Raw genomic sequence first — 25262 nt, forward strand, 5'->3', positions numbered from 1 at the left:
CCCGTGTGGACGGGTCGGTAGGCTCGTGGGTCATGTCCTCCGGCGTGTCCGACGGTGCACAGCGCGACCGTCCCGAATCCGAATCCTCCTCCGATGACGGGGTGCAACGCGGTCATTATCTGGTCGGACTCGACCTGTCCGGCCGCAAGGTCGTCGTCGTCGGCGGCGGTTCGGTGGCGCAGCGGCGACTGCCCAACCTGATCACCGCGGGAGCCGACGTCCACGTCGTCGCGATCGACCCCACGCCCGCTGTCGAGTCCACCCGCGACGTCACCGTCCATCGCCGCGCCTATCGGGACGGCGACCTCGACGGGGCCTGGTACGTGATGGCCTGCACCGATGATCCTGCGGTCAACGCGCAAGTAGTCGCCGACGCCGAGACCCGGCACACCTTCTGTGTCCGTGCCGACGACGCCCCCTTCGGCACCGCGGTCACGCCGGCGTCCGGCCGGCATCGGGATCTGCAGTTCGGCGTGCTGGCCGGTGGCGACCACCGCCAGTCGGCCGCGCTGCGCGCCGCGATCGGACGTGCCCTGGCCGACGGGTCGCTCGCCGACGGCGACGACGCGCATCACGCCCCCGGGGTGGCCCTGGTGGGAGGGGGGCCCGGGGATCCCGACCTGATCACCGTGCGCGGCCAGAAACTCTTGCAGCAGGCCGACGTGGTGGTCGCCGATCGACTCGCACCGCCGCAACTGCTCGCCGAACTCGGTCCGCAGGTGGAGATCGTCGACGCCGCAAAGGTCCCCTACGGACGCTCGATGAAGCAAGAGGCCATCAACGCGGTACTCGTCGAGCGCGCGAAGGCCGGGAAGTTCGTCGTGCGTCTCAAGGGCGGCGACCCCTATGTGTACGGCCGCGGTTTCGAGGAGGTGCAGGCCTGCGTCGAGGCGGGGGTCCCGGTGACCGTGGTGCCCGGCATCAGCAGTCCGATCGCAGCCCCCGCGGCCGCAGGCATCCCGGTCACCCATCGCGGCGTCACCCATGAAGTGGTGATCGCGTCCGGACACGTCGCGCCGGGTCATCCCGACTCGCTGATCGACTGGCCGTCGCTCGCCCGTCTGCGCGGGACCCTGGTGCTGATGATGGCGGTGGAACGGGTCGACGCGTTCGCCGATGCGCTGCTCGCCGGCGGCAAACCCGCCGACACGCCGGTGGCGATGATCGAGAACGGGTCGTTGCCGACCCAGCGGGTCCTGCGCACCGACCTCGCGCACGCCGCGACCACCGCGACCGAACACGACCTGCGACCGCCGGCGATCCTGGTGATCGGCGACGTCGCCGGATTCACCGAGCTCGCGGACTGACCGGGCGAACGTCCGGGTCATTCGACCCGGACGACGGTGCTGTGACCGGCAACGCCAACAAGCCAACGGGGATTGGCATATTCGACGTCGGGGGCGGTAGCGTCGAACTCTATGTCCGCACCCGAGACGTCGAGCCCCGAGCACACGGCCGTGCCCGAGTACCGTCGCGTCTTCGGCCCGGCGATCCTCGTTCTCAGCGGTATGCAGCTGCTGATGGTGCTCGACGGGACGGTCGCCGCGCTGGCACTGCCGCGTATCCGCGACGCGCTGCAGCTCTCCGAGTCGAGTGCGAACTGGATCATCAGCAGCTACGTCCTCGCGTTCGGCGGTCTGATGTTGCTGGGCGGTCGCCTCGGCGACACGTTCGGCCGCAAGCGGATGTTCATCATCGGTGTCGGCGCCTTCACCGTCACCTCCCTGCTGTGCGGCATCGCCTGGGACGAGACCAGCCTGATCGTCGGACGTGCCCTGCAGGGCGCATCGGCGGCCATTGCCGCGCCGACGGCGATGGCGCTGGTCGCCACGACGTTCGCACCGGGTAAGCCCCGAAGCCAGGCGTTCGCGATCTATGCGGCGATGACCGGCATCGGGTCGGTCGCCGGCCTGATCCTCGGCGGTGTGCTGACCGAGGTGTCGTGGCGGCTGGTCTTCCTCATCAACGTCCCGATCGGGGTCCTGGTCGCCATCGGCGCGATCGCGGTACTACGCGAGTCGCAGGGTGAGCGGTTGGCCCTCGACGTCCCGGGCGCGGTCCTGGCCACACTGGGCTGCACTCTGCTGGTGCTCGCCGTCAACGAGGGGCCCGGCGGGTGGGCACGCCCGATCGTGGTCGGCTCGTTCGTCCTCGGCGGCCTGGCCCTGATCGCGTTCATCTTCGTGGAGCGACGTGCGAGCAACCCGATCCTGCCGTTCGTGCTGTTCGGCAACCGCAATCGGGTCGCCGCGCTGGTCGCCATCTTCTTTGCCAGCATGATCATGATGTGCATGGCGGTGTTCATCTCCCTCTACCTGCAGGGGATTCTGAAGTACACCCCCATCCAGAGCGGCATGGCCGTCGTCCCGTTCGCATTCGGACTCGGTGTCGCCGCCGCGATCGCCTCCAAGCTGTCGTTGATGGTCCAGCCGCGGTGGCTGGTGCTGTTCGGTGGCGCGATCATCCTGGCGGGGTGCCTGTACGCATCCTCGATCGCCACCGGCGCACCGGACTACTTCCCGAGCATCGGGCTGCCCGTCATCGTCATCGGCTTCGGCGTCGGGTTCGCGGTCATCCCGCTGACCCTCTCGGTCGTCGCCGGGGTGGGGCCGTTGGAGATCGGCCCGCTGACCGCGCTGGCGCAGGTCGCCCAGAATCTCGGTGGCGCGATCGGGCTCGTCGCGGTCGGTGCGGCGGTCACGTCACGCGCGCTGTCGGAGGGTGGTACCACCGGCCCCGTCGAGGACATGAACCCGAGCGAACTGGCCGCACAGGCCAGCGGCTACGGACTGGCGTTCGCCTGCTGCGCCGGGATCGCCGTGCTGGCCGCCGTCGTCGTGCTGTTCATGCGGTTCACGCCCGAAGAGGTCGCCGAGGGCCAGGCCGCCCAGGAGGCGGCAAACGCGTCGCTCGACGTCGACGAATCCGGGCATCACTGACCGTCGCCGACCCCGTCGGCCGTTCCGAGCGATGAGATCGGTCCGGTCCCCGGGTCTGCATCGGTATGGATGCGCAGAATCTGGCCGGACTGTACGACCTGCCCACGCTCGAGTGGGCGCCGATCGCCGCTCGCCTCGACGACGGGGTTCCCCAGGCCCCGGGCACCGGGGGCCCGAACCGACACACCTGGTGGCTGGCGACCATCGACCACGACGGAAGCCCGCACGTGACCGGCATCGGCGCCCTGTGGCACGACGGAGCATTGTGGTTCGAGACCGGCCCGCGAACCCGCAAGGCGCGAAACGTCGCCCGCGACCCACGGTGCACCCTGTCCCTCGCGACGCACGAGTACGACCTGGTCGTGGAGGGCGTGGCGCACCTGGTGACCGAACCGGACGTCGTGGCGGAGATGGCGGCGCTGTGGTCCGCAGACGGCGGCTGGCCGTGCCGTGTCGACGACAGCGGGACGGCGCTGACCGCGGACTTCAGTGCCCCGTCGGCGGGTCCGCCGCCCTGGTACGTGTACCGGGTGACGCCGCAGCGGGCGACCGCGTTGCAGACCGTCGAGCCGGGCGGGGCCACCCGATTCACGTTCGACGGGACCGCGTCGGTCAGTCGGTGATCACGACGATCTGGTCGGCGCGCGCGATCTCCACCCGCTGACCGGCATCGGACAGCACCGCGGCCAGGGCGTTGACGTCACGGACGTTCCGCCGGGTCCGCACCAGCTCCCGCGCCATCAGTCCCTTGTAGTGCTTGTTGAAGTGGCTGACCACTTTTCGGCTGCCGTCGGCCGACTCGGTCATCACCGTCGCGGTGACCGCGTCGCGGACCGGTCCGAGTTGGTGATACACCCCCGACCGCAGGTCGACCACGAAATCGTCGACGGCGTCGAGGCTGTCGGACAGGTCGGGTCTCCACAGGGACGCCAACGTCGGCATGCCGGGGAGCTTCGACCCGCCGGACAGGCGATAGGCGGGGATGGGATCGGTGGCGCGGACCACCCCGAACAGGGCGGAGCCGATCGCCAGCCGCTCGGACGCCTTGACCTTGCCCGCACGGGTGAGCGACCGATGCTCGAGCGCGTCGTAGAGCACACCCGTGTAGCGGTCGATGGCCGGCCGGGTGGGGGAGAGCCAGAGGTCGGCGTTGCGGTCGATCTCGGCGAGCTGGGTCCGTCCGAGGTCCAGCGCCACGCGGCTCGCGTCGAGGTCGGAGGCCAGCTCGACGAGGGCCTCGGCGATCCTTTTGCGGATCGGGTTCAGCTCGGGAAACGCGAGGGTGTCCAGATCCAGTGGGGCACCTCGACCGCCGTCGGACTTGGTCTCGGAAGGAGGCAGGATGACGAGCACCGCAACACCATATCGGTGGCCGCCGATGCCTCCGGGAGCCGTCCCATGCCGCGGGCCTGCGGTCCGGGGCGCCCGACTAAGGTGAGTGCCGTGATCACACGGATGTCGACCCTGTTCCTGCGCACGCTCCGCGACGATCCGGCCGATGCCGAGGTGCCCAGCCACAAGCTGCTGGTCCGCGCCGGGTATGTGCGCCGAGCCGCGCCGGGCGTCTACAGCTGGTTGCCGCTGGGACTGCGGGTGTTGAAGGCGGTCGAGGACGTCGTCCGGGAGGAGATGTCGGCGATCGGCGCGCAGGAGATCCTGCTGCCGGCCCTCTTGCCGCGTGATCCGTACGAGACCACTGGCCGGTGGACCGAGTACGGCGACAGCCTGTTCCGGCTCAAGGACCGCAAGGGTGCCGACATGCTGCTCGGACCGACGCACGAGGAGCTCTTCGCCCAGCTGGTCCGCAGCGAGTACTCGTCGTACAAGGACCTGCCGGTCATCCTCTATCAGATCCAGACCAAGTACCGCGACGAGGAGCGTCCGCGGGCGGGCATCCTGCGCGGCCGCGAGTTCGTGATGAAGGACGCCTATTCCTTCGACCTCGACGACGACGGTCTCAAGGCCGCCTACCACGCGCACCGGGAGGCCTACCAGAAGATCTTCCGTCGCCTGGAGGTCACCTACGTCATCGTCGCGGCCACCTCCGGCGCGATGGGCGGGAGCGCCTCCGAGGAGTTCCTCGCCGAGAGCGAGGTGGGTGAGGACACCTTCGTGCGCTGCCTCGAGTCCGGGTACGCGGCCAACGTGGAGGCGGTCATCACGACTGCGCCGCAACCGATCCCGTTCGACGGGCTGCCGCAGGCGCAGATCCACGAGACGCCGGACACCCCGACCATCGAGACCCTGGTGCAGTGGGCGAACGCCACCTTCGACCACAACTACGGCGGGCACGACACGCTCAAGAACGTGATGGTCAAGATCCGTCGGCCCGGCGGGGACTGGGAGATCACCGGCATCGGCGTACCCGGCGATCGTGAGGTCGACATGAAACGCCTCGAGGCGGCGGTCGAGCCGGCCGAGGTGGAGATCCTGTCCGAGGCCGACTTCGCCGCGAACCCGTTCCTCGTGAAGGGCTACATCGGGCCCAAGGCGCTGGCCGCCAATGGGATCACCTATCTGGTCGATCCCCGCGTGGTGGACGGGACGTCGTGGATCACCGGCGCCGACGAACCGGGTAGGCATTACGTGGGTCTGGTCGCGGGACGCGACTTCACCGCGGACGGCACCATCGAGGCGGCCGAGGTCCGCGACGGTGATCCGTCACCGGACGGCAAGGGTCCGCTGGTGTCCGCGAAGGGCATCGAGATCGGCCACATCTTCCAGCTCGGTCAGAAGTACACCGACGCCTTCGAGGTCGACGTGCTCGGTGAGAGCGGCAAGCCGGTGCGGCTCACCATGGGGTCCTACGGTGTCGGGGTGTCGCGGCTGGTGGCGGTGATCGCCGAGCAGTGCCACGACGAGAAGGGACTGCGCTGGCCGCGGTCGGTCGCGCCGTACGCGGTACACCTGGTCATCGCGAACAAGGACGAGGCCGCGATCACCGGTGCGCATGAACTGGCCGAGGATCTCGACGCCGCGGGACTGTCGGTGCTGCTCGACGACCGCAAGGCGTCGCCGGGAGTGAAGTTCAAGGACGCCGAACTCCTCGGCATGCCGGTCGTCGTGGTGGTGGGGCGTGGTTATGCCAACGGCACCATCGAGATCCGCGACCGATTCACCGGCGAGACGACCGAGGTCGCGGTCGACGGTGCGGTGGACGCGGTGACCGCGGCGGCCCGCGGCTGACGTCCCGCGCAGTCAGGCCGGGGTGCCGGGAAACGCGACCGTCACCGGCGAATCACGCAGCGCGACACGCCAGTTCGCTGCGCGCACCGTCGACTCGGTGAGGCCGTCGAGTCCTTGTCGTCGCGCCGCCGTGTCCGAACCCTTCTCCAACAGGGCCCGGTAGGCGACGGTGCAGTCGACCTCCGCGGCGAGCAGCGCCCGCACCGCGGACACCGAATCGTCGACGGTCACCGGCAGTGTGTAACCCGCCGCCTGCTGCGGGACGGTGCCGCCCGCGGCGGTCAGTGCGGCCACCAGCGAGTCGCGCCGGACGCGATGTGCGGCAATGTATTCCGCGACGGTGACGCGGCGTGCCGCAGACACGTATGCGGTGGCGACGCCGTAGGTGAAGATCGCCGCGTTCTCCGCGTCGATCGCGGCGGCCAGGGCGTCGGTGGTCGCGGTCATCCGAGTTGAACCTCCACCATGCTGGTCACCGACGCACTGATCGAACCGGCGAGGCCGGCGGGATAGCCGGTCAGATTCGCGGTCGCATCACCGGCGGCACGTGCGGACGACGAGAGTTGCTCGCGCAGGGCGGGCACCGTCGTCGGTGCCGCGGGAGTCGGCGCGGTGATCGACGCATCGCCCGGAGCGGCCGATGCGGGCGCCGAGGTCGATGCTGCGGGAGTGGCGATCCGTCCCGCGGTCTCCTCGTCGAGTCGGGTGATCTCCTCCCGCAGCGCACGCGCGTGTTCTCCGCGTTGCGCGGCGACCACACCGAGGGCGCCGGCGTACTCGGGCGCCCGGGGCGCCAGCGATTGTGCCGCAGCCTGATCGGCGAGCGCGGCGTCGGCCAGCGGTACCAGCGCGGCGGCGGTCACCTGCTCGGGCGACGGGCCGGTGTCGCACGCGCCGATCGTCGTCACCGCGATCGTCCCGGCGGTCACCGTGAGGCCGGCCCGCAGGATCGCGCGTCGGGTGAGGGGAGGGGTCACGCGACACATGATGCCAGTTGCGTCGCGACGACCCGGACGTGCGGCGGGCGGTCGCCCCCGCCGTGTCCCCGGGCGGTCACGACGTCGCTCGGCATCCACTAGGATGGATGACTGCAGTCAGCCGGTCGCCGACCGCCCCGACGATGCACGTCAGTCCGTCGGGACAACTGAAGACGAGGAGTGTGCGCGTGTCCATCACCGCCGAGCAGGTCAGTCGACTCGTCGAACCCGTGATCGCCGGTCGGGGCTTCGATCTCGAGGACGTCCTCGTCACCGCCGCGGGGGAACGTGCGGATGTCACCATCGTGGTCGACCGGGACGGTGGCGGTGACCTCGACGTCCTCGCCGACCTCAGCCGCGAGATCTCCGATGTCCTCGACGGCGCGCCGCCGACAGCCGACGCCGCGTACACACTCGAGGTGACCTCGCCGGGCGTCGACCGACCTCTGACCCTCGAACGGCACTGGCGGCGCGCGCTCGGGCGCAAGGCGACCGTCGAACTACGGAGCGACGACGATTCGTCGCGACGCGTCACCGGGCGGGTCGGGCCGGTCGCCGACGGTCACGTCCGTCTCGCGGTCAACGAGAAGGGGCGGCTACGCACCGAGGACGTCGACCTCGCGGCCGTCGTCTCCGCGGTGGTCCAGGTCGACTTCTCGCGGCCGAGTTCGGCCGAGCTCGAGATGTGCGGCCTCGACGCCGACGAGATCCGTCGACGGCAATCCGACAGCTGAGCGCGATGTCACCTCACGACCGTCACCGATGACCACTTCACCGATGCTGATTCACAACCACGCGTGATCTGCGCACAATCGAAGCAGACAAATGAATAGGAGCCGACAAATGAATAGGAGCCCGGCCACATGAACATCGACATCAACGCACTGCGGATGATCGAGGCGGACAAAGGTATCTCGATCGACACGGTGATCACCGCGATCGAGACCGCACTGCTCACGGCCTACCGACATACCGAGGGCTTCGCCCCGCACGCCCGGATCGACGTCAACCGCAAGACCGGTGCGGTGCGCGTGATGGCGCAGGAGCTCGACGACAACGGCGACGTCGTCCACGAATGGGACGACACACCCGAGGGCTTCGGCCGCATCGCGGCGACCACGGCACGCCAGGTCATCCTGCAGCGGCTCCGGGATGCCGAGAACGAGAAGAACTTCGGCGACTTCGTGGCACATGAGGGCGAGATCGTCGGTGGCGTCGTGCAGCAGGATTCCCGCGCCAACGCGCGCGGCATGATCGTCGTGCAGATCGGCAGCGACGCCAACAGCGCCGAGGGGGTCATCCCGCCGGCCGAGCAGGTACCCGGCGAGACCTACACCCACGGCGATCGCATCAAGTGCTACGTCGTCGGGGTGTCGAGGGGCTCGCGCGGCCCGCAGATCACCCTGTCCCGGACGCACCCGAACCTCGTCCGCAAACTGTTCTCGCTGGAGGTCCCGGAGATCGAGGACGGGTCGGTCGAGATCGTGGCGGTCGCCCGCGAGGCGGGGCACCGGTCGAAGATCGGCGTGCACACCGGGGTCAGCGGACTCAATGCGAAGGGTGCGTGCATCGGTCCGATGGGGCAGCGGGTGCGCAACGTGATGAGCGAACTGGCCGGCGAGAAGATCGACATCATCGACTACGACACCGACCCCGCGGTGTTCGTCGGGAATGCCCTGTCCCCGGCGAAGGTTGTGTCGGTCGAGGTCGTCGATCTCGCGGCGAAGGCGGCGAGGGTCGTCGTGCCGGACTACCAGCTGTCGCTGGCGATCGGCAAGGAAGGCCAGAATGCCCGCCTGGCGGCGCGGCTGACGGGATGGCGGATCGATATCAGGTCCGACGCCGACCCCGGTCCCGCGACGTCGCAGGACCGCCGTTCCGACGCTCCGCACGCCGACTGAGCAGCCGGTTGTCCGAGAACAGTACCGGCGCGCTAGACTGATCGATGGTTCAGCGAACGCTGCCGACAACACCCGAGGATCGGGCCCCGCGAGACGGTTCGACCCGACGCGGACCGGTCCGGATGTGTGTCGGTTGTCGGCAACGTGCCGAGGCTTCGGATCTGGTCCGGATGGTCGCCCGTCAGGGTGACGGTCCGCCGGTGATCGTCGTCGACCTCGCGAAGACCATGCCGGGACGAGGTGCCTGGTTGCACCCGCGACGGGACTGTGTGTCCGCCGCGGTGCGACGCAGAGCGTTTCCCTCGGCACTTCGGGTGCCCGGTCTGACCGTGGACCCCGACGACCTCGCCGAAGCAATCGGTGGGATCACCGAAGGAGATGGCCGTCAAGGCCGGAACAGGTAGCAGAAGACATGAGCACACCGTGAAGTACCCACGATGAGCGCGTTTCTAACGTAAACCGAGGTCGTAGCGGGCAGCCCGCTCGACCTCCAAGTGAGGAGAGCAGTGGCAGGCAAGGCCCGCGTTCATGAACTGGCCAAAGAACTCGGCGTGACGAGCAAGCAAGTGCTCGAGCGCCTGAAGGAACAAGGCGAGTTCGTCAAATCAGCGTCGTCGACCGTCGAGGCCCCGGTGGCCCGTCGACTTCGCGAATCGTTCCCCCAGAACGGTGGGGGCAAAGACGCCGGAAAGTCGGCGGCCAAACCGGGCGGCGGCCCCCGACCCGGTGCCAACGGCGCCGGTGCGAAGCCCGGACCCGCCCGGCCAGGACCCCGACCGGGTTCTCCGACCCCCGGCCCCGCACCGGCGGCTGCGAGCGCTCCGGCGCCCGCCGCACCGACTCCGGCAGCACCGGCACCCACCCCGGCCCCGCCGGCACCCAAGGCTCCGGCCGCGCCGGCTCCGGCCGCACCGGCCGCCAAGGCAGATGCTCCGGCGACTCAGGACTCCGCCGCCGGAACCACGTCCCGTCCGGCCGCGGCCCCGCGACCGGGCCCCAAGCCGGGTCCGCGGGCCCCGCGCGTCGGCAACAATCCCTATTCATCTGCGCCCACCCCGGCCCCTCGGCCGCCGGCCGCACGTCCGGGCCCCGGTCAGGGTGGTCCCCGTCCCGGCGGTGGCCGTCCGGGCGGTGCTCCCGGTGGTCGTCCCGGTCAGGGTGGTCCCCGCCCGGCTCCCGGCCAGGGCGGACCTCGTCCCAGCCCCGGCAGCATGCCCCCACGCCCCAACCCCGGTGCCATGCCCAGCCGGGCAGCCCGTCCCGACGCCGGACGTCCGGGTCGAGGCGGTCCGGGCGGCGGTAACCGCGGCGGCGGCGGTGGCGGTGGCTACCGCGGCGGCGGTGGCGGTGCCCCCGGTGGCGCACCGGGCGGTGCTCCCGGTGGATTCCGCGGCCGTCCCGGTGGCGGCGGTGGACGTGGTCGCGGCGGTGCCGCGGGTGCGTTCGGTCGTCCCGGCGGCGCACCTCGCAAGGGTCGCAAGTCGAAGCGGCAGAAGCGCCAGGAATACGATTCGATGCAGGCGCCCGCCGTCGGCGGTGTGCGGTTGCCGCGCGGTAACGGCGAGACCATCCGTCTCGCCCGCGGCGCATCGCTGTCCGACTTCGCCGACAAGATCGACGCCAACCCGGCATCGCTGGTCCAGGCGCTGTTCAACCTCGGCGAGATGGTCACGGCGACCGAGTCGGTCAACGACGAGACGTTGGAGCTGCTCGGCTCCGAGATGAACTACAGCGTCCAGGTCGTCAGCCCCGAGGACGAGGACCGCGAGCTCCTGGAGAGCTTCGACCTCACCTACGGAGAGGACGAGGGCGACGACGAGGATCTCGAGCAGCGGCCTCCGGTGGTCACGGTCATGGGTCACGTCGACCACGGCAAGACGCGCCTGCTGGACACCATCCGTAAGGAGAACGTCCGCGAGGGTGAGGCCGGCGGCATCACGCAGCACATCGGTGCCTATCAGGTGAACACTCACCTGAACGGCGAGGATCGTCTGATCACCTTCATCGACACCCCGGGTCACGAGGCGTTCACCGCCATGCGTGCGCGTGGTGCGAAGGCGACCGACATCGCGATCCTGGTCGTCGCAGCCGACGACGGCGTCATGCCGCAGACGGTGGAGGCGGTCAACCACGCCCAGGCCGCCGACGTGCCGATCGTCGTGGCGGTCAACAAGATCGACAAGGAAGGCGCCGATCCGCAGAAGATCCGCGGACAGCTCACCGAATACGGGCTGATCCCGGAGGAGTACGGCGGCGACAGCATGTTCGTCGACATCTCGGCCAAGCAGGGCGACAACATCGACGCGCTGCTCGAGGCCGTGCTGCTCACAGCGGACGCATCGCTGGATCTGCGGGCCAATCCGGACATGGACGCCCAGGGTGTCGCGATCGAGGCACACCTCGACCGCGGCCGCGGACCGGTGGCGACCGTGCTGGTGCAGCGCGGAACGCTCAAGGTCGGCGACTCGATCGTCGCGGGCGACGCCTACGGGCGCGTCCGGCGCATGGTGGACGAGCACGGCGACGATGTCGCCGAGGCGCTGCCGTCGCGTCCGGTCCAGGTGATCGGCTTCACGTCGGTCCCGGGTGCCGGTGACAACCTGCTCGTGGTCGAGGAAGATCGCACCGCCCGGCAGATCGCCGACCGCCGCAATGCGCGTAAGCGCAATGCGATGGCCGCGCGTAGTCGCAAGCGGATCAGTCTGGAAGACCTGGATTCGGCTCTCAAGGAGACCAGCCAGCTCAACCTGATCCTCAAGGGCGACAACTCGGGAACGGTCGAGGCCCTCGAGGAGGCGCTGCTCGGTATCGACATGGGCGACGAGGTCTCGTTGCGCGTGATCGACCGCGGTGTCGGTGGTGTCACCGAGACCAACGTCAACCTCGCGGCGGCCTCGGATGCGATCATCATCGGCTTCAACGTCCGTGCGGAGGGCAAGGCCACCGAGCTGGCCAACCGCGAAGGCGTCGACATCCGGTACTACTCGGTGATCTACCAGGCGATCGACGAGATCCAGAGTGCGCTCAAGGGCATGCTCAAGCCGATCTACGAGGAGGTCGAGCTCGGCCGCGCCGAGATCCGCGCCATCTTCAAGTCGTCGAAGGTCGGCAACATCGCCGGCTGTCTGGTCCAGTCGGGCATCATGCGGCGTAACGCCAAGGCCCGTCTGCTCCGCGACAACGTCGTGATCGCCGAGAACCTCACCATCTCGTCGCTGCGCCGCGAGAAGGACGATGCCACCGAGGTTCGCGACGGGTACGAATGTGGTCTCACGCTCACCTACAGCGACATCAAGGTCGACGATGTGATCGAGAGTTACGAGTTGCAGGAGAAGCCGCGCGACTGAGTTCCGCGCCACGACTGCCGATCTCCCCTTCGGGGTCCGCGTGATTCGCGCGGACTCCGAAGGGGAGTGGTCTCCCAGTGGAAAGGACCGATGATGGTTGATTCGGCACGAGCTGCCCGCATGGCGAAGCGCATCTCCTCGATCGTCGCCTCGGCGATCGGGACCGAGATCAAGGACCCGCGCCTGGCCTACGTCACGATCACCGATGCCCGGGTCACCAACGACCTGCACGACGCGACGTTGTACTACACCGTGATGGGCGAGTCGATCGACGCCGAACCCGATTACGAGGCCGCGGCCGCCGGTTTGGCGAAGGCGACCGGCATCCTCCGGTCGAAGGTCGGGGCCGGCACGGGTGTGCGATTCACCCCGACACTGACATTCGTGCTCGACACGGTGCCCGATGCCGCACGTCACATGGAGGAACTGGTCGCGCGAGCGCGGGCCAACGACGAGTTGGTGGCCCGACAGGCGGAGCAGGCGCGCCCGGCGGGTGATGCGGATCCCTACCGGAGCACGGAGGACGACGACAGCGCCGGCGAGGGTGGTTCCCCGGCGTGACCGCCTCGACCAGCACGGCGGTGGCCACCGAACTCACCGATGTACCGGCGGTCACCATCCTGTGCCACGTCCGGCCGGACGCGGACACCATCGGCAGCGGCCTGGCCCTCGGGCTGGCCCTCGACCGCCTCGGCGTCGACGTCGAGGTCGCCTTCCCGGACACCGTTGCGCTGCCCGCAACGCTGGCGGGTTTACCCGGCGCGAAGCTCCTCGTCGTGGAGGGCGACGTGGTCGGCCATCCCGTCGTGGTATCGGTCGATGCCGCCAGCCTGAGCCGGTTGGATTCTCTTGCAACGATTTTCACTGCTGCTCAGCGTTCGGTGACGATCGATCACCACGCCTCGAACGACGGTTTCGGCGATCTCGACCTGATCGACCCGACCGCCGACTGCACCGCGGTGCTGGTGCTGTCGGTGCTCGACGCGATGGGCGTTGTCGTCGATGCCGAGATCGCCACCTGCCTGTACGCGGGACTGGTGACCGACACGGGTTCCTTCCGCTGGGCGCGACCGGAGTCGTTTCGCGTCGCCGCCCGTCTGATCGATGCAGGCGTCGACGCGCGTGCGTGGAGCCGGATGCTGCTCGACACTCATCCCTTCCGGTGGTTCTCCATGGTGTCGTCGGTGCTCGGCGGTGCTCAGCTGGTACCGGCTGCGTGTGGTGGGGACGGCCTCGTCTACGCGGTCATCCCGCACGACGTGCTCTCCGGGATGAGCTGGGAGGAGTCGGAAAGCGTGGTCGACATCGTCCGGACCGCCGATGAGGCCGAGGTGGCGGCGGTGTTCAAGGAGACCGGACCGGCCAGCTGGACGGTGTCGCTGCGGTCCAAGCGCAGCGTCGATCTGGTTCCGATCGCCGCGGCACATGGTGGCGGCGGGCATCGCCACGCCTCCGGCTACAGCGACATAGGAACCGCGGACGAGGTCGTGACCCGTTTGTTGGGGTCCCTCTGAGCGAAGCGGGCGGGCCGATTGATACGGGTCGTCGCATCGCGACCCTGACGGTTTCGGCGTTGGCGGTGCTCATCGCGCCGCCGTTGTATCTGTTGCTCGATCTGGCGGTGGTCGGCAGGCTGGGTGGGCATCAACTCGCCGCCCTGGGTGTCGCCACGCTCGTGTTGTCGGTGATCAGTACTCAGCTGACGTTCTTGTCGTATGGCACCACGGCCCGGTCGGCGCGCCGGTTCGGCGCGGGTGACCGTACGGGCGCGGTCGCCGAGGGGGTCCAGGCGAGCTGGATCGCCGTGGCGGTCGGGATGGTGCTGGTCGCCGTCATGTATCCGCTCGCCCCGATCGTGATGCGGGTTCTCGTCGGCACCGGCTCGGCCGAGGCCGGTCAGGTTGTCGACGATGCCGCCGGATGGCTGCGCATCGCGATGTTCGGTGTGCCCGTGATCCTGTTGTCGATGGCGGGCAACGGGTGGATGCGGGGGGTGCAGGACACCCGTCGGCCCGTCCTCTACGTGATCGCCGGGTTGTCGGTGGCCGCGGTGCTGGTGGTGGGGCTCACCCACGGCGTCGGGCCGTTCCCGCACCTGGGCCTGCCGGGCAGCGCCGTGGCGAACCTGATCGGCCAGGGGATCACCGGGGTGCTGTTCGCCGTGCGGGTCGTCCGTGAGGCGCGACGGTCCGGGGTGCAGAGTCTGGCGCCGGATCGGACGGTGATACGCGCCCAGCTGGTCATGGCGCGTGACCTGGTGCTGCGAAGTCTGTCGTTTCAGGTGTGCTTCCTGTCGGCGGCCGCGGTCGCGGCCCGGTTCGGGGTGTCGGCGGTGGCCGCCCATCAGGTCGTGCTGCAGTTGTGGGAGTTCATGTCGCTGTTCCTGGACTCCCTGGCGATCGCGGCTCAGGCGATGGTCGGGGCCGCACTCGGCGGGGGTGCGGTCGGTGTCGCCGTCGCTGTCGCGCGACGGGTCACCGTGGTGTCGGTGGTGGCCGCCGGACTGATGGCGGGCGTGTTCGCGCTCGGCGCCGAACTGATCCCTCGACTGTTCACATCGGATCAGGAGATCCTCGATGCCATCGCCGTCCCCTGGTGGTTCTTCGTGGCGATGCTGCCGATAGCCGGCATCGTGTTCGCTCTCGACGGTGTGCTGCTCGGCAGCGGAGATGCCGCGTTCCTGCGTACCGCGACACTGGTCGCCGCTCTGTGCGGATTCCTTCCGCTGATCTGGCTGTCGCTGGCCTTCGACTGGGGGCTGGCCGGCATCTGGACCGGACTCATGGTGTTCATGCTCTTGCGGCTGACGGCGGTCGCCTGGCGTATCAGGTCCGGGCGGTGGCGGCGGACCGGCGTCGACTCCTGAGGACCGCGCGGTGACCAGCGGTGGTTAGGGTATCCTTGCCCGATGTCGATCCGATCTGTCATCGCCGCGGTCTGCGGTGTGCTCGCCGTTCTCGCTTCCGTGGTCGTCGGGGCCGCGCCTGCCGACGCCGCACCCCCGACCACGCGCGTGCTGATCATCCCGGGTCAGTATGTGGGCGCCGTGCCGTTCGCGCCGATGGCGGACAACCTCACGTCCCGTGGATATCCGACCACCGTCCTGGATCTGCCCGGCTTCGACATGAAGACCGACGCAGGCAAGATCGCCGCCGCGGTCGACCGCATCCATCGCCTGCATCCGCACGATCGCGTCGCGCTCGTCGGCTTCAGCATCGGCGGGGTCAGCGCCCGGTACTACCTCAAGGAGATGGGCGGGCATCCCAAGGTCTCGACCTATGTCGCCGCCGGCGCGCCGCAGTACGGCTCGCCAGGCGCGTGCGGTCAGCAGGCGGGTCCCGAGGTCTGCCCGGGCACCCCGTTCATGACGTCGCTGAACAAGGGTGACGACACTCCCGGCTCGACCGAGTACTACGACGTCCGCAGCGCACGCGAATGGGTCGACGGCCACCTCGACGGCGGTCAGTGCCGGGTCACCCCGATCCCGGCGAACGAATCCTTGCCTGCGCTCGGTCTCGAGCACACCTTCGAACCGTTCGATCCGAAGATCTGGGATGTGACCGTCGCGGCGATCAACGGTCAGTGCCGGGGCCGGTTCGTCACCGAGCCCGATGGCATCCTGACCTACCAGAAGTCGGCGCAGCCCGGGGCGCCCGGCTACCGCTGAGCCGACCGGCGGTGCGCGGCCGCGCGGAGGTGAGCCACCGCACATCGATAGTCTGGTGGGCATGGCGACGTTGTGGGCAATCAGTGATCTCCATGTCGCGCATCGGGGGAACGAGCACATCGTCGACCAGATCCGGCCGCAGAGCAGTGACGACTGGCTGATCGTTGCCGGCGACGTCGCCGAGCGCACCGATGACATCATCGACACCCTGCGCCGACTCCGGACCCGTTTCCACACCGTCATCTGGGTGCCGGGCAATCACGAGCTCTACACCACCGCGAAGGATCCGCTCCAGATCTTCGGCGTCGCCCGCTACGACTACCTCGTGCAGGCCTGCCGGGACATCGGCGTGGTGACGCCGGAGGACATCTATCCGTTGTTCGACCCGGGCAACGGTGTACAACCGGTGCGGGTGGTCCCGATGTTCCTGCTCTACGACTACACATTCCGGCCCGAGGGCACCACCACGACGCTCACCGCACTCGCACTCGCGCGGGAACGCAACGTGGTGGCCACCGACGAGTTCCTGCTGTCGCCGGAGCCCTATCCGACCCGCGACGCCTGGGGCCGTGCCCGCGTCGAGGCCACTGCGAAGCGGCTCGACGCGATCGATCCGGCCGAACCGACGGTGCTGATCAACCATTGGCCATTACGGCGCGAGCCCACCGATGCGCTGATGTACCCGGAGTTCGCACTCTGGTGCGGCAGCGAACTGACCGCGGACTGGCACACCCGCTATCACGCGGCGTGCTGTGTATACGGGCACCTGCACATCCCGCGCACCACGTGGTACGACGGCGTGCGGTTCGAAGAGGTGTCGGTCGGTTATCCGCGTGAGTGGAAGCGCCGTGGTCTGCCGGAGCCGTTGTTGCGCGCGATCATTCCCGATCCGGGTCTCACCGAGGCCGATCTGCCCGGACACGGTGCACGGTTCGAGCTCCCGCCGGACTACGAGGAGCGGGCCAAGGAGTTCGCCCGCAAGCTACAGGAACGGCGCGAACGGCGGGCCGCCCGATCGGGTACCCGTACAGATGAGGAGCAGCGTTGATCGAACAGCTGGTGCCGACCGGTGTGGCGTCGGCCGAGGCCTTCGAGGATCCACCCGGCATCGAACCCCTGCCCGCAGAGCGCACCCTCATCGAGCGTGCGGTGGAGAAGCGGCGCCGGGAGTTCACCACGGCCCGGCATTGTGCACGACAGGCCATGTCCGAGTTGGGCATCGGGCCGACCCCGATCATGCGCGGTGAACGCGGGATGCCGCTGTGGCCGGATCGTGTCGTCGGCAGTCTCACCCACTGTGACGGCTACCGCGCCGCGGTCGTCGGTTATGCATTGCAGGTCCGGTCGCTCGGTATCGACGCCGAGCCGCATGATGCGCTGCCCGATGGGGTGCTCGAGCACACCAGCCTCGCCGAGGAACGTGATGTGCTCGCCACCCGTCCCGCCGGTCTGTACTGGGACCGGCTGCTGTTCTGCGCCAAGGAGGCCACCTACAAGGCGTGGTTTCCGATCACGCAGCGCTGGTTGGGTTTCGAGGACGCGCACATCACCTTCGAGCAGGAATCGGCGCAGGCCGGAACCTTCACCTCACGAATCCTCATCGACGGTGCGGCGGTCGACGGGGGACCGCCGCTGCGTGAGCTCACCGGCCGCTGGCTGGTGGACCGCGGGCTGATCACGACGTCGATCGCGTTGGTCTGACATGGCCGATCTGTCCATCGAGAACGCCGGACTCGTCATCGTCGACAAGGACGCGGGCATGACCAGTCACGACGTCGTGTCCCGGTGCCGAAAGCTGTTCGACACCAGGCGCGTCGGGCACGCCGGGACGCTCGATCCGATGGCCACCGGGGTCCTGGTCGTCGGGGTCGAACGCGCGACCAAACTGCTGGGGCTGCTGTCGCTGACGACCAAGTCGTACACCGCCACGATCCGTCTCGGCGCCGCGACCGACACCGACGACCGGGAAGGGCAGGAGATCTCCCGGGCCGACGCCACGCACCTGACCGACCCGGAGATCACCGCCGGGGTCGCCGCACTGACCGGCGACATCCAGCAGGTGCCGGCCAAGGTGAGTGCGATCAAGGTCGACGGACGACGTGCACACAGTCTGGCGCGCACCGGCGCCGAGTTCGACCTCGCCGCGCGACCGGTCACGGTGTCGCGGTTCGCGATCCGCGAGGTCCGTCATATCGACGGCGACGCCGCGGGCGGGTACGTCGACCTCGACGTCGAGGTCGACTGTTCGGCCGGCACCTACATCCGGTCACTGGCCCGCGATCTGGGCGCCGGGCTCGGTGTCGGCGGGCACCTGACGTCGTTGCGGCGCACCGAGGTCGGGCCGTTCACCCTCGATCACGCGCGATCGCTGGCCACCCTGGCCGATGGTCCGCAGCTCTCGCTGACGATCGACGAGGCGGTGAAGCTGTCGTTTCCGCACCGCAGCATCGACGACGACGAGGCGGAGTCGATCAGCCAGGGGCGCTGGCTGGATCCGGTGGGCCGCAAGGAGATCTATGTGGTGATCGACCCGGCGGGACAGGCGATCGCGCTGGTGCAGGAGAACGGGCGCCGCGCGAGTTCGGTGATGGTGGTCCGGCCCGCGACCCTGCGCTGACCGCAGACGGGACAGGTCAGGAGGTCGGCACCAGGAAGATGGCCTGCGCCGCGACGTCACCCAGATCGATGTTGCTGTTGCCGTCGACGGAGATCGAGATGGTGCCGGCGAACGGGCGCTTCTCGATGACCGTGACCTCACAGTCGAGGGCGACGCCGACCTCGTCGAAATACCGCAGCATCTCCGGGTCGGTGTCGGAAATCCTTGCCACCCGGCCGGTTTCCTCCACCTCGAGGTCGGCGAGCAGTTTCACGTCGGGGCTGGGCACCGAGCCGTCGATGGCCGGGATCGGATCGCCGTGCGGGTCCCGGTTCGGGTGGCCGAGTTTGGCGTCCAGACGCGACATCAGACGATCGGAGACGGCGTGCTCGAGAACCTCGGCCTCGTCGTGCACCTCGTCCCATCCGTAGCCGAGTTCGCGGACGAGGAAGGTCTCCAGCAGTCGGTGGCGACGCACCATCAGGATCGCAGCGGCGCGACCCTCATCGGTCAGAGTGACGGCGCCATAGCGTTCGTGGGACACGAGACCCTGATCGGCGAGTTTGCGAATCGCCTCCGACGCCGTGGATGCGGAGACACCGAGTCGTTCCGCCAGCATCTTCGTGGTGACCTTGACGTCGGCCCATTCCTGGATGGTCCAGATCACCTTCAGATAATCCTGGGTGACCGTGGACAGCTCGGTCACCGGCCGGTCGGCGACCGCACCGGACCTGCCGTTGCCGGAGTCACCCGGCTCGGGGTTGCCGGATCTGGCCGTGCGGGACTGGGGCATTCCTCGAGCTTAGGACGTGCCCGAGCGCAGAGCGAGATCGGTCACGGTGTGTTGCTCGTGTTGGGTGTCCGTTCAGCGATGTGCGGGTCGCCTGAAACACGCTGTTCAACACCCACGGCCGGAAGTGGTTTGCACGCGGGGCGGGCCGTAGGCTGGTGCGCGTGTTGCGTTGGCGAGGTCTCGAGGACATCCCCGCGGACTGGGGTAGGTGCGTGGTCACCATCGGCGTGTTCGACGGCGTGCATCGCGGTCACGCCCAGTTGGTCCATGCCGCAACGGTCGCCGCTGCCGAGCGGGGCGTGCCGGCGGTCTTGATGACCTTCGATCCGCACCCTGCCGAGGTCGTCAGGCCGGGAACGCATCCGCCGCAACTGACCACGCTGACCCGTCGCGCCGAGCTCGCCGAGCAGCTCGGTATCGATGTCTTCTGCGTCATGCCGTTCACCCCGGAGCTCGCGGCCCGGTCACCCAAGGACTTCGCCCACGACATCCTGGTCGAGACGCTGCATGCGGCCGACGTGGTCGTCGGTGACAACTTCACGTTCGGCAAGAAGGCGGCCGGCGACGTCGAGAAACTCGCCGAGCTCGGCCAGAAGTTCGGGTTCGAGGTCCAGGCCATCTCCCTGTTCGGCGAACACGCGGTGACCTTCTCGTCCACCTACATCCGTTCCTGCGTGGCGGCCGGCGACGTCGAGCTGGCGGCCGAGGCGCTCGGTCGTCCACACCGAGTGGAGGGCGTGGTGGTCCGCGGGGACGGCCGCGGCCGGGAGCTGGGGTTCCCGACGGCCAACGTCGCGCCCCCGATGTATGCCGCGATCCCGGCGGACGGCGTCTATGCCGCCTGGTTCACGGTGCTGGGCGCCGGTCCCGTCGTCGGACAGGTCGTCCCCGGTGAGCGCTATCAGGCCGCGGTGTCGGTCGGCACCAATCCCACCTTCTCCGGTCGCACCCGCACCGTCGAGGCGTTCGTGCTGGACACGAGCGCCGACCTCTACGGCCAGCACGTCGCGGTCGACTTCGTCGGCCGAATCCGTGGGATGGTCAACTATCCCGACGTCCAGGACCTGATCACCGCCATCGCCGGTGACGTCGAGGAGACCCGGTCGCTGCTGGCGAAGGCGGACGAGGGCTCGTCGGACTGATTTGGGTCGGTGCCGTCCGCGCTGGTAGATTGGTCCGCTGGCGTAGCTGCGGTCCGCGGCGGCGCGCCATCCGTCCGCCATCTGGGTAGATGCGGCCGGACTCCGACATGAACGCGGGACTGAGAAAACGGGAGTATCTCCATGGCATTGACTGCCGCCGAGAAGAAGACCATCCTCGCCGAGTACGGGCTGCACGAGACCGACACCGGTTCGCCGGAGGCGCAGGTCGCGATGCTCACCAAGCGCATCACCGACCTCACCGAGCACCTCAAGCAGCACAAGCACGACCACCACAGCCGTCGCGGCCTCCTGCTGCTCGTCGGCCGTCGCCGTCGTCTGCTGAAGTACGTCGCGAAGGTCGACATCAACCGCTACCGCTCGCTCATCGAGCGTCTGGGTCTGCGTCGCTGATCGACCGTCTCTGACCTGCCGGCCACCCCCGCACCGAGTTCGCTCACCGCGGGGGTGGCCGAGCCGTCTTGGGCGGTTGGCCCACAATGATAGGCTGATCACTGATCGTTGCCGTGAAAGTCCTGCTGGACGTGACGAACGAGCAGATCGGTCCTCGGTAGTGGCCGCCGGAACCCGGCACGAGTTGGTTCCGGCCGCTTCGATCGAAGGCCGTCTGCGCTAGGACGCGGCGCGGATCTCGCGATCGCGCGCCCCGCACGACCGGCACTTCTCTCATGGCTCCGCTCCGGGTCGGCTCCCTGCACGTGCAGGCGTCGCCGCACGCTCTGCTGCGTGCCGAGACGGGTCGTCCCGCATCACACAACCGCAGCCGCCGAACGCGGTGGCTGACACGAAGGGATTTCTCCATCCACATGACCGATGTGAACTCCGACGTCGACTACGACGACGCCATCACCGAAGCCACCGCCGTGATCGACAACGGCAGCTTCGGCACCCGCACCATCCGATTCGAGACCGGGCGCCTCGCGCTGCAGGCCGCCGGATCGGTCACCGCCTACCTCGACGACGAGAACATGCTCCTCTCGACGACGACCGCCTCGAAGGCACCCAAGGAGCACTTCGACTTCTTCCCGCTCACCGTGGACGTGGAGGAGCGGATGTACGCCGCCGGGCGCATCCCGGGATCGTTCTTCCGTCGTGAGGGTCGCCCGTCCACCGACGCGATCCTCACCTGCCGCCTGATCGACCGGCCGCTGCGTCCGACCTTCGTCGACGGCCTGCGGAACGAGATCCAGGTCGTCGTCACGGTGATGAGCCTGAACCCGAACGACCTCTACGACGTCGTTGCGATCAACGCCGCATCGGCGTCGACCCAGCTCGCCGGACTGCCGTTCGCCGGTCCCGTCGGCGGCGTGCGCGTCGCGCTGATCCCGACCGAGGAGAACAAGGCCGGCCAGTGGGTCGCCTTCCCGACCGTCGAGCAGCTCGAAGGCGCCGTCTTCAACATGGTCGTCGCGGGCCGCGTTGTCTCCGGTCAAGGAGACACCGCTGATGTCGCGATCATGATGGTCGAGGCCGAGGCCACCGACAACGTCCTCGAGATCATCGCCGGCGGCGCGCAGGCACCGACCGAGGTGATCGTCGCCGAGGGCCTCGAGGCCGCCAAGCCGTTCATCGCCCGACTCTGCGAGGCGCAGAAGTCGCTGGCGACCGCAGCGGCCAAGGAGACCGGCGACTTCCCGCTGTTCCCGCCCTACGAGAGCGACGTCTACGACGCCGTCGCGGGTGCCGCATCGGATCGTCTCGGCGAGATCCTCACGATCCCCGGCAAGCAGGAACGCGACGACAAGACCGATCAGCTCAAGGCCGACATCCTGGCCCAGCTCGGCGGTCAGTTCGAGGGTCGCGAGAAGGAGATCGGCGGTGCCTACCGCTCGCTGACCAAGAAGCTCGTGCGTCAGCGCATCCTGACCGATCACTTCCGCATCGACGGCCGCGGCATCACCGACATCCGGTCGCTCTCGGCCGAGGTCGCGGTCATCCCACGGGCGCACGGCAGCGCACTGTTCGAGCGCGGCGAGACCCAGATCCTGGGTGTCACCACTCTCGACATGGTCAAGATGGCCCAGCAGATCGATTCGCTCGGCCCGGAGACCTCCAAGCGCTACATGCATCATTACAACTTCCCGCCGTACTCGACCGGTGAGACCGGCCGGGTCGGTTCGCCGAAGCGTCGCGAGATCGGCCACGGCGCGCTCGCCGAGCGTGCCCTGATGCCGGTGCTGCCGAGCGTCGAGGAGTTCCCGTACGCCATCCGCCAGGTGTCGGAGGCGTTGGGCTCCAACGGTTCCACCTCGATGGGCTCGGTCTGTGCGTCGACCATGTCGCTGCTCAACGCCGGAGTGCCACTCAAGGCCCCGGTCGCCGGCATCGCCATGGGCCTGGTGTCCGACACCGTCGACGGTGAAACCCGCTACGTGGCGCTCACCGACATCCTCGGAGCCGAGGATGCGTTCGGCGACATGGACTTCAAGGTCGCCGGCACCAAGGACTTCGTCACCGCGCTGCAGTTGGACACCAAGCTCGACGGCATTCCGAGTCAGGTGCTCGCGGGTGCGTTGAACCAGGCCAAGGACGCCCGGCTGACGATCCTGGACGTGATGGCCGAGGCCATCGACGAGCCGGACGAGATGAGCCCGTACGCGCCGCGGATCACCACCATCAGGATCCCGATGGACAAGATCGGCGAACTGATCGGGCCCAAGGGCAAGACGATCAACGGCATCACCGAGGAGACCGGCGCCAACATCTCCATCGAGGACGACGGCACCGTGTTCATCGGGGCGTCCGACGGTGAGTCGGCGCAGGCCGCCATCGATCGGGTCAACGCGATCGCCAATCCGCAGCTGCCCAAGGTCGGCGAGCGGTTCCTCGGCACCGTGGTGAAGACCACCGCGTTCGGTGCGTTCGTGTCGCTCCTGCCGGGACGTGATGGCCTCGTGCACATCTCGAAGCTCGGTAAGGGCAAGCGGGTCAACAAGGTCGAGGACGTCGTGAACGTCGGCTCCAAGCTGCGCGTCGAGATCGCCGACATCGACGATCGCGGCAAGATCAGCCTGGTCCCGGTCGACGAGGACTCGGCATCGGAGAAGGCACCCGAGGCCGCCGAGGCCAACGCCTGACACTGCTCGACCGACCGCCCTCCTGCACCCGCCGACAGACGTCGGCGGCCTGTGGGAGGGCGGTTTTCGTTGGGATCGTCCCGCTGTCGATAGGCTGATCGAGGACACCCACGGACCGGAAGGGGAGAGGTGAGCGATCCCGAGCGCGTGATGCACGGCGACAAGCTCGTCGTCGCCCGCCGACGTGACCCCCGGCCCGGCGAGCATGCGACCGTCGACGACCTGATCGTGACCGCGCCGGTCGTCGGTACGGCGTCGATGACCATTCGCGACGCCGCCGCCCTGATGACCGAACACGGCCACGACTATGTGGTGATCCCGTTGGGGGACAGCCGATACGGCCTGTTGACCGATGCCGACATCCGGGCGCGGGTGGTCGCCGACGGTCGTGATCCGGCAATGGCCGTCGGTGACATCGTCACCACCGCGTGCCCGACCGTGCAGCGCGAGACCCCGGCGGTGGATGCGCTCACCGAGATGCTCGAACACGAGCGCACCGTCCTGCCGGTCCTCGACGGTGCCGGCGTGGTGGTCGGTGTGGTGGCGGCGGCCGACTTCGTGGCCGCGCCGTCCGGGCCGGGTATGGCGTTGCGCGGGCAGGTGTCCCGGGCCGCGACGATCGAGGACCTGCAGGCACGGACACGCCGGGTCCCCTACCTGGTGGCCGACCTGTTGCGGCGCGGGGAACCGGTCGACGAGATCACCTCGGTCGCATCGTTGATCCACGACGCCGTGGTGCGGCGGGCGCTCGAGATCGTCCTGGGGCGGCATCCGGAACTCGATCCCGATGCGGTCACCTGGCTCTCCCTGGGCAGCAACGCCCGCCGCGAACCGGTCCTCACCTCGGACGTGGACTCCGCGGTGTCCTTCGACGACAGCGTCACCGACGACCAGATCGCGGCCTATCGCTCGGCGTTCGCGGAGGTCGACGACATCCTGCGTGGGGCGGGCATGGCGATCGACACCAATGGGGCCATTGCGTCGATGCCGCTGTTCGCCCGTACCCACACGCAATGGCGTTCGGCAGCGCAGGCATGGATCGATGCGCCGTTGGACAACAAGGGCATGATCTTCACGTCGTTGCTGCTCGACGCGCGCCCGATCTGGGGTGACCCGGGCCTCTCGGCGGTCGGCGAGGTGTTCGCGGATCTGCGCATGCATCCGGGCACCAAGGCTCTCTTGCTGCAGGAATCGTTGGCGCACAAGGCACGGCTGCGTTCGATGCGTGACGTGCTCACCGGTCGCGGCGGAACCTTCGACATCAAACAGGATGCGCTGACCCCGCTGGTGAACATCGCACGCTGGGCCGCCCTCAGCGTGGAATCGTCGGCACTGGACACGCGATCGCGATTGCGGGCGGCCGCGGGGAGCCCGATGCTGCCCGACGATCACGCCGGCACGCTGATCGAGGTGTTCGACGTCCTGCAGCGGGTGCGGTTGGGCTATCAGGTCGCACAGTTCGATCGCGGCGAGCCCGTGAGCGACGAACTCACCATGAAACGTCTGTCCCCGCTGGACCGCAGCCTCGTCGCCCAGGCGGTGCGCGAGATCGCCGGTGTCCAGCGGCGGATGACGAACCTCAGCAACTATCTGCCGATCACCGAGCAGGGCTGACGGAC

23 protein-coding genes are annotated in these 25262 nt (G+C 68.7%); 19 read left to right on the top strand and 4 right to left on the bottom strand.

Going from position 1 to position 25262, the window contains the following annotated elements:
• Positions 1-32: 32 nt before the first annotated feature.
• The 3 genes from cobA to D7316_RS03240 all read left to right on the top strand — a co-directional run bounded on the left by cobA (position 33) and on the right by D7316_RS03240 (position 3562).
• Positions 33-1307, top strand: coding sequence for a uroporphyrinogen-III C-methyltransferase (gene cobA, locus D7316_RS03230; RefSeq protein WP_124707017.1), 1275 nt, complete (start codon positions 33-35; stop codon positions 1305-1307).
• A 111-nt stretch (positions 1308-1418) separates the two neighbouring features.
• Positions 1419-2939: an MFS transporter gene (locus tag D7316_RS03235; RefSeq protein ID WP_124707018.1), complete on the top strand. Its 1521-nt coding sequence runs from the start codon at positions 1419-1421 to the stop codon at positions 2937-2939.
• Between the two features lie 65 nt (positions 2940-3004).
• The gene (locus D7316_RS03240; RefSeq protein ID WP_124707019.1) at positions 3005-3562 is read left to right on the top strand and encodes a pyridoxamine 5'-phosphate oxidase family protein; all 558 of its coding nucleotides are present in this window, start codon (positions 3005-3007) and stop codon (positions 3560-3562) included.
• On the opposite strand, the gene yaaA is transcribed toward D7316_RS03240, so the two are convergent.
• Entirely contained in the window at positions 3552-4292 is a 741-nt protein-coding gene (gene yaaA, locus D7316_RS03245; protein WP_124707020.1) for a peroxide stress protein YaaA, read from the bottom strand. The genes D7316_RS03240 and yaaA overlap by 11 nt on opposite strands.
• Positions 4293-4394: 102 nt before the next feature.
• On the opposite strand from yaaA, the gene D7316_RS03250 reads away from it, so the two are divergent.
• On the top strand, positions 4395-6125 hold the full coding sequence (locus D7316_RS03250; protein WP_124711071.1) for a proline--tRNA ligase: 1731 nt from the start codon (positions 4395-4397) through the stop codon (positions 6123-6125).
• A 12-nt stretch (positions 6126-6137) separates the two neighbouring features.
• Here the strand turns inward: D7316_RS03250 and D7316_RS03255 are convergent, their stop codons facing one another.
• Together D7316_RS03255 and D7316_RS03260 are read right to left on the bottom strand one after the other, a co-directional pair.
• On the bottom strand, positions 6138-6572 hold the full coding sequence (locus tag D7316_RS03255; protein WP_124707021.1) for a ferritin-like domain-containing protein: 435 nt from the start codon (positions 6570-6572) through the stop codon (positions 6138-6140).
• Complete coding sequence (locus D7316_RS03260; protein WP_124707022.1) at positions 6569-7111, bottom strand: hypothetical protein; 543 nt, start codon at positions 7109-7111, stop codon at positions 6569-6571. Before D7316_RS03260 ends, D7316_RS03255 begins: the two co-directional genes overlap by 4 nt.
• 179 nt (positions 7112-7290) lie before the next feature.
• Between D7316_RS03260 and rimP the strand changes: the two genes are divergently transcribed.
• The 11 genes from rimP (at position 7291) to truB (ending at position 18634) form a co-directional block, all read left to right on the top strand.
• Complete coding sequence (gene rimP / locus D7316_RS03265) at positions 7291-7836, top strand: ribosome maturation factor RimP (protein ID WP_124711072.1); 546 nt, start codon at positions 7291-7293, stop codon at positions 7834-7836.
• A 129-nt stretch (positions 7837-7965) separates the two neighbouring features.
• Positions 7966-9003 carry a transcription termination factor NusA gene (nusA, locus tag D7316_RS03270; protein ID WP_124707023.1) on the top strand — a complete coding sequence of 346 codons (1038 nt, stop codon included), beginning with the start codon at positions 7966-7968 and terminating at the stop codon, positions 9001-9003.
• Between the two features lie 170 nt (positions 9004-9173).
• On the top strand, positions 9174-9407 hold the full coding sequence (locus tag D7316_RS03275; RefSeq protein ID WP_232017120.1) for a YlxR family protein: 234 nt from the start codon (positions 9174-9176) through the stop codon (positions 9405-9407).
• A 102-nt stretch (positions 9408-9509) separates the two neighbouring features.
• Positions 9510-12350, top strand: a complete 2841-nt coding sequence (gene infB, locus D7316_RS03280; RefSeq protein ID WP_124707025.1) for a translation initiation factor IF-2 — start codon at positions 9510-9512, stop codon at positions 12348-12350.
• 93 nt (positions 12351-12443) lie between these two features.
• The gene (gene rbfA / locus D7316_RS03285; RefSeq protein WP_124711073.1) at positions 12444-12911 is read left to right on the top strand and encodes a 30S ribosome-binding factor RbfA; all 468 of its coding nucleotides are present in this window, start codon (positions 12444-12446) and stop codon (positions 12909-12911) included.
• Positions 12908-13864, top strand: coding sequence for a DHH family phosphoesterase (locus D7316_RS03290; protein ID WP_124707026.1), 957 nt, complete (start codon positions 12908-12910; stop codon positions 13862-13864). Before rbfA ends, D7316_RS03290 begins: the two co-directional genes overlap by 4 nt.
• The gene (locus tag D7316_RS03295) at positions 13861-15216 is read left to right on the top strand and encodes an MATE family efflux transporter (protein ID WP_124707027.1); all 1356 of its coding nucleotides are present in this window, start codon (positions 13861-13863) and stop codon (positions 15214-15216) included. Before D7316_RS03290 ends, D7316_RS03295 begins: the two co-directional genes overlap by 4 nt.
• A 42-nt stretch (positions 15217-15258) precedes the next feature.
• On the top strand, positions 15259-16017 hold the full coding sequence (locus tag D7316_RS03300; protein WP_124707028.1) for an esterase/lipase family protein: 759 nt from the start codon (positions 15259-15261) through the stop codon (positions 16015-16017).
• A gap of 61 nt (positions 16018-16078) precedes the next feature.
• A complete protein-coding gene (locus tag D7316_RS03305) occupies positions 16079-17065 on the top strand; it encodes a metallophosphoesterase family protein (protein WP_124707029.1) in 987 nt (328 codons plus the stop codon).
• A complete protein-coding gene (locus D7316_RS03310) occupies positions 17062-17718 on the top strand; it encodes a 4'-phosphopantetheinyl transferase family protein (protein ID WP_124707030.1) in 657 nt (218 codons plus the stop codon). Before D7316_RS03305 ends, D7316_RS03310 begins: the two co-directional genes overlap by 4 nt.
• 1 nt (position 17719) lies before the next feature.
• Positions 17720-18634, top strand: a complete 915-nt coding sequence (gene truB, locus D7316_RS03315) for a tRNA pseudouridine(55) synthase TruB (RefSeq protein WP_124707031.1) — start codon at positions 17720-17722, stop codon at positions 18632-18634.
• A gap of 16 nt (positions 18635-18650) precedes the next feature.
• Here the strand turns inward: truB and D7316_RS03320 are convergent, their stop codons facing one another.
• The gene (locus tag D7316_RS03320; RefSeq protein WP_124707032.1) at positions 18651-19406 is read right to left on the bottom strand and encodes a metal-dependent transcriptional regulator; all 756 of its coding nucleotides are present in this window, start codon (positions 19404-19406) and stop codon (positions 18651-18653) included.
• A 161-nt stretch (positions 19407-19567) separates the two neighbouring features.
• Here D7316_RS03320 and D7316_RS03325 point away from each other — a divergent pair, with 161 nt between their 5' ends.
• The 4 genes from D7316_RS03325 to D7316_RS03340 all read left to right on the top strand — a co-directional run bounded on the left by D7316_RS03325 (position 19568) and on the right by D7316_RS03340 (position 25257).
• Positions 19568-20548 carry a bifunctional riboflavin kinase/FAD synthetase gene (locus D7316_RS03325; protein WP_124707033.1) on the top strand — a complete coding sequence of 327 codons (981 nt, stop codon included), beginning with the start codon at positions 19568-19570 and terminating at the stop codon, positions 20546-20548.
• 141 nt (positions 20549-20689) lie between these two features.
• Positions 20690-20959 carry a 30S ribosomal protein S15 gene (gene rpsO / locus D7316_RS03330; protein WP_124707034.1) on the top strand — a complete coding sequence of 90 codons (270 nt, stop codon included), beginning with the start codon at positions 20690-20692 and terminating at the stop codon, positions 20957-20959.
• Between the two features lie 413 nt (positions 20960-21372).
• Positions 21373-23643 carry a polyribonucleotide nucleotidyltransferase gene (locus tag D7316_RS03335; RefSeq protein WP_124707035.1) on the top strand — a complete coding sequence of 757 codons (2271 nt, stop codon included), beginning with the start codon at positions 21373-21375 and terminating at the stop codon, positions 23641-23643.
• Positions 23644-23793: 150 nt separating this feature from the next.
• Positions 23794-25257, top strand: coding sequence for a putative nucleotidyltransferase substrate binding domain-containing protein (locus D7316_RS03340; protein ID WP_124711074.1), 1464 nt, complete (start codon positions 23794-23796; stop codon positions 25255-25257).
• Positions 25258-25262 lie beyond the last annotated feature (5 nt).

Source organism: Gordonia insulae, from assembly GCF_003855095.1.
In the GTDB taxonomy this organism is placed as follows: Bacteria; Actinomycetota; Actinomycetes; order Mycobacteriales; family Mycobacteriaceae; genus Gordonia; species Gordonia insulae.

What these genes read in the sequence shown, in the direction of transcription:
- D7316_RS03235 (WP_124707018.1), top strand. Translation starts at nt 1,419, where the DNA reads ATGTCCGCACCCGAGACGTCGAGCCCCGAGCACACGGCCGTGCCCGAG.
- D7316_RS03260 (WP_124707022.1), bottom strand. Translation starts at nt 7,111, where the DNA reads ATGTGTCGCGTGACCCCTCCCCTCACCCGACGCGCGATCCTGCGGGCC.
- D7316_RS03335 (WP_124707035.1), top strand. Translation starts at nt 21,373, where the DNA reads ATGACCGATGTGAACTCCGACGTCGACTACGACGACGCCATCACCGAA.
- D7316_RS03300 (WP_124707028.1), top strand. Translation starts at nt 15,259, where the DNA reads ATGTCGATCCGATCTGTCATCGCCGCGGTCTGCGGTGTGCTCGCCGTT.
- D7316_RS03305 (WP_124707029.1), top strand. Translation starts at nt 16,079, where the DNA reads ATGGCGACGTTGTGGGCAATCAGTGATCTCCATGTCGCGCATCGGGGG.
- D7316_RS03320 (WP_124707032.1), bottom strand. Translation starts at nt 19,406, where the DNA reads ATGCCCCAGTCCCGCACGGCCAGATCCGGCAACCCCGAGCCGGGTGAC.
- D7316_RS03340 (WP_124711074.1), top strand. Translation starts at nt 23,794, where the DNA reads ATGCACGGCGACAAGCTCGTCGTCGCCCGCCGACGTGACCCCCGGCCC.
- D7316_RS03240 (WP_124707019.1), top strand. Translation starts at nt 3,005, where the DNA reads ATGGATGCGCAGAATCTGGCCGGACTGTACGACCTGCCCACGCTCGAG.
- truB (WP_124707031.1), top strand. Translation starts at nt 17,720, where the DNA reads ATGGCCGATCTGTCCATCGAGAACGCCGGACTCGTCATCGTCGACAAG.
- rbfA (WP_124711073.1), top strand. Translation starts at nt 12,444, where the DNA reads ATGGTTGATTCGGCACGAGCTGCCCGCATGGCGAAGCGCATCTCCTCG.
- nusA (WP_124707023.1), top strand. Translation starts at nt 7,966, where the DNA reads ATGAACATCGACATCAACGCACTGCGGATGATCGAGGCGGACAAAGGT.
- rpsO (WP_124707034.1), top strand. Translation starts at nt 20,690, where the DNA reads ATGGCATTGACTGCCGCCGAGAAGAAGACCATCCTCGCCGAGTACGGG.
- cobA (WP_124707017.1), top strand. Translation starts at nt 33, where the DNA reads ATGTCCTCCGGCGTGTCCGACGGTGCACAGCGCGACCGTCCCGAATCC.
- D7316_RS03250 (WP_124711071.1), top strand. Translation starts at nt 4,395, where the DNA reads ATGTCGACCCTGTTCCTGCGCACGCTCCGCGACGATCCGGCCGATGCC.
- D7316_RS03275 (WP_232017120.1), top strand. Translation starts at nt 9,174, where the DNA reads ATGGTCGCCCGTCAGGGTGACGGTCCGCCGGTGATCGTCGTCGACCTC.
- D7316_RS03255 (WP_124707021.1), bottom strand. Translation starts at nt 6,572, where the DNA reads ATGACCGCGACCACCGACGCCCTGGCCGCCGCGATCGACGCGGAGAAC.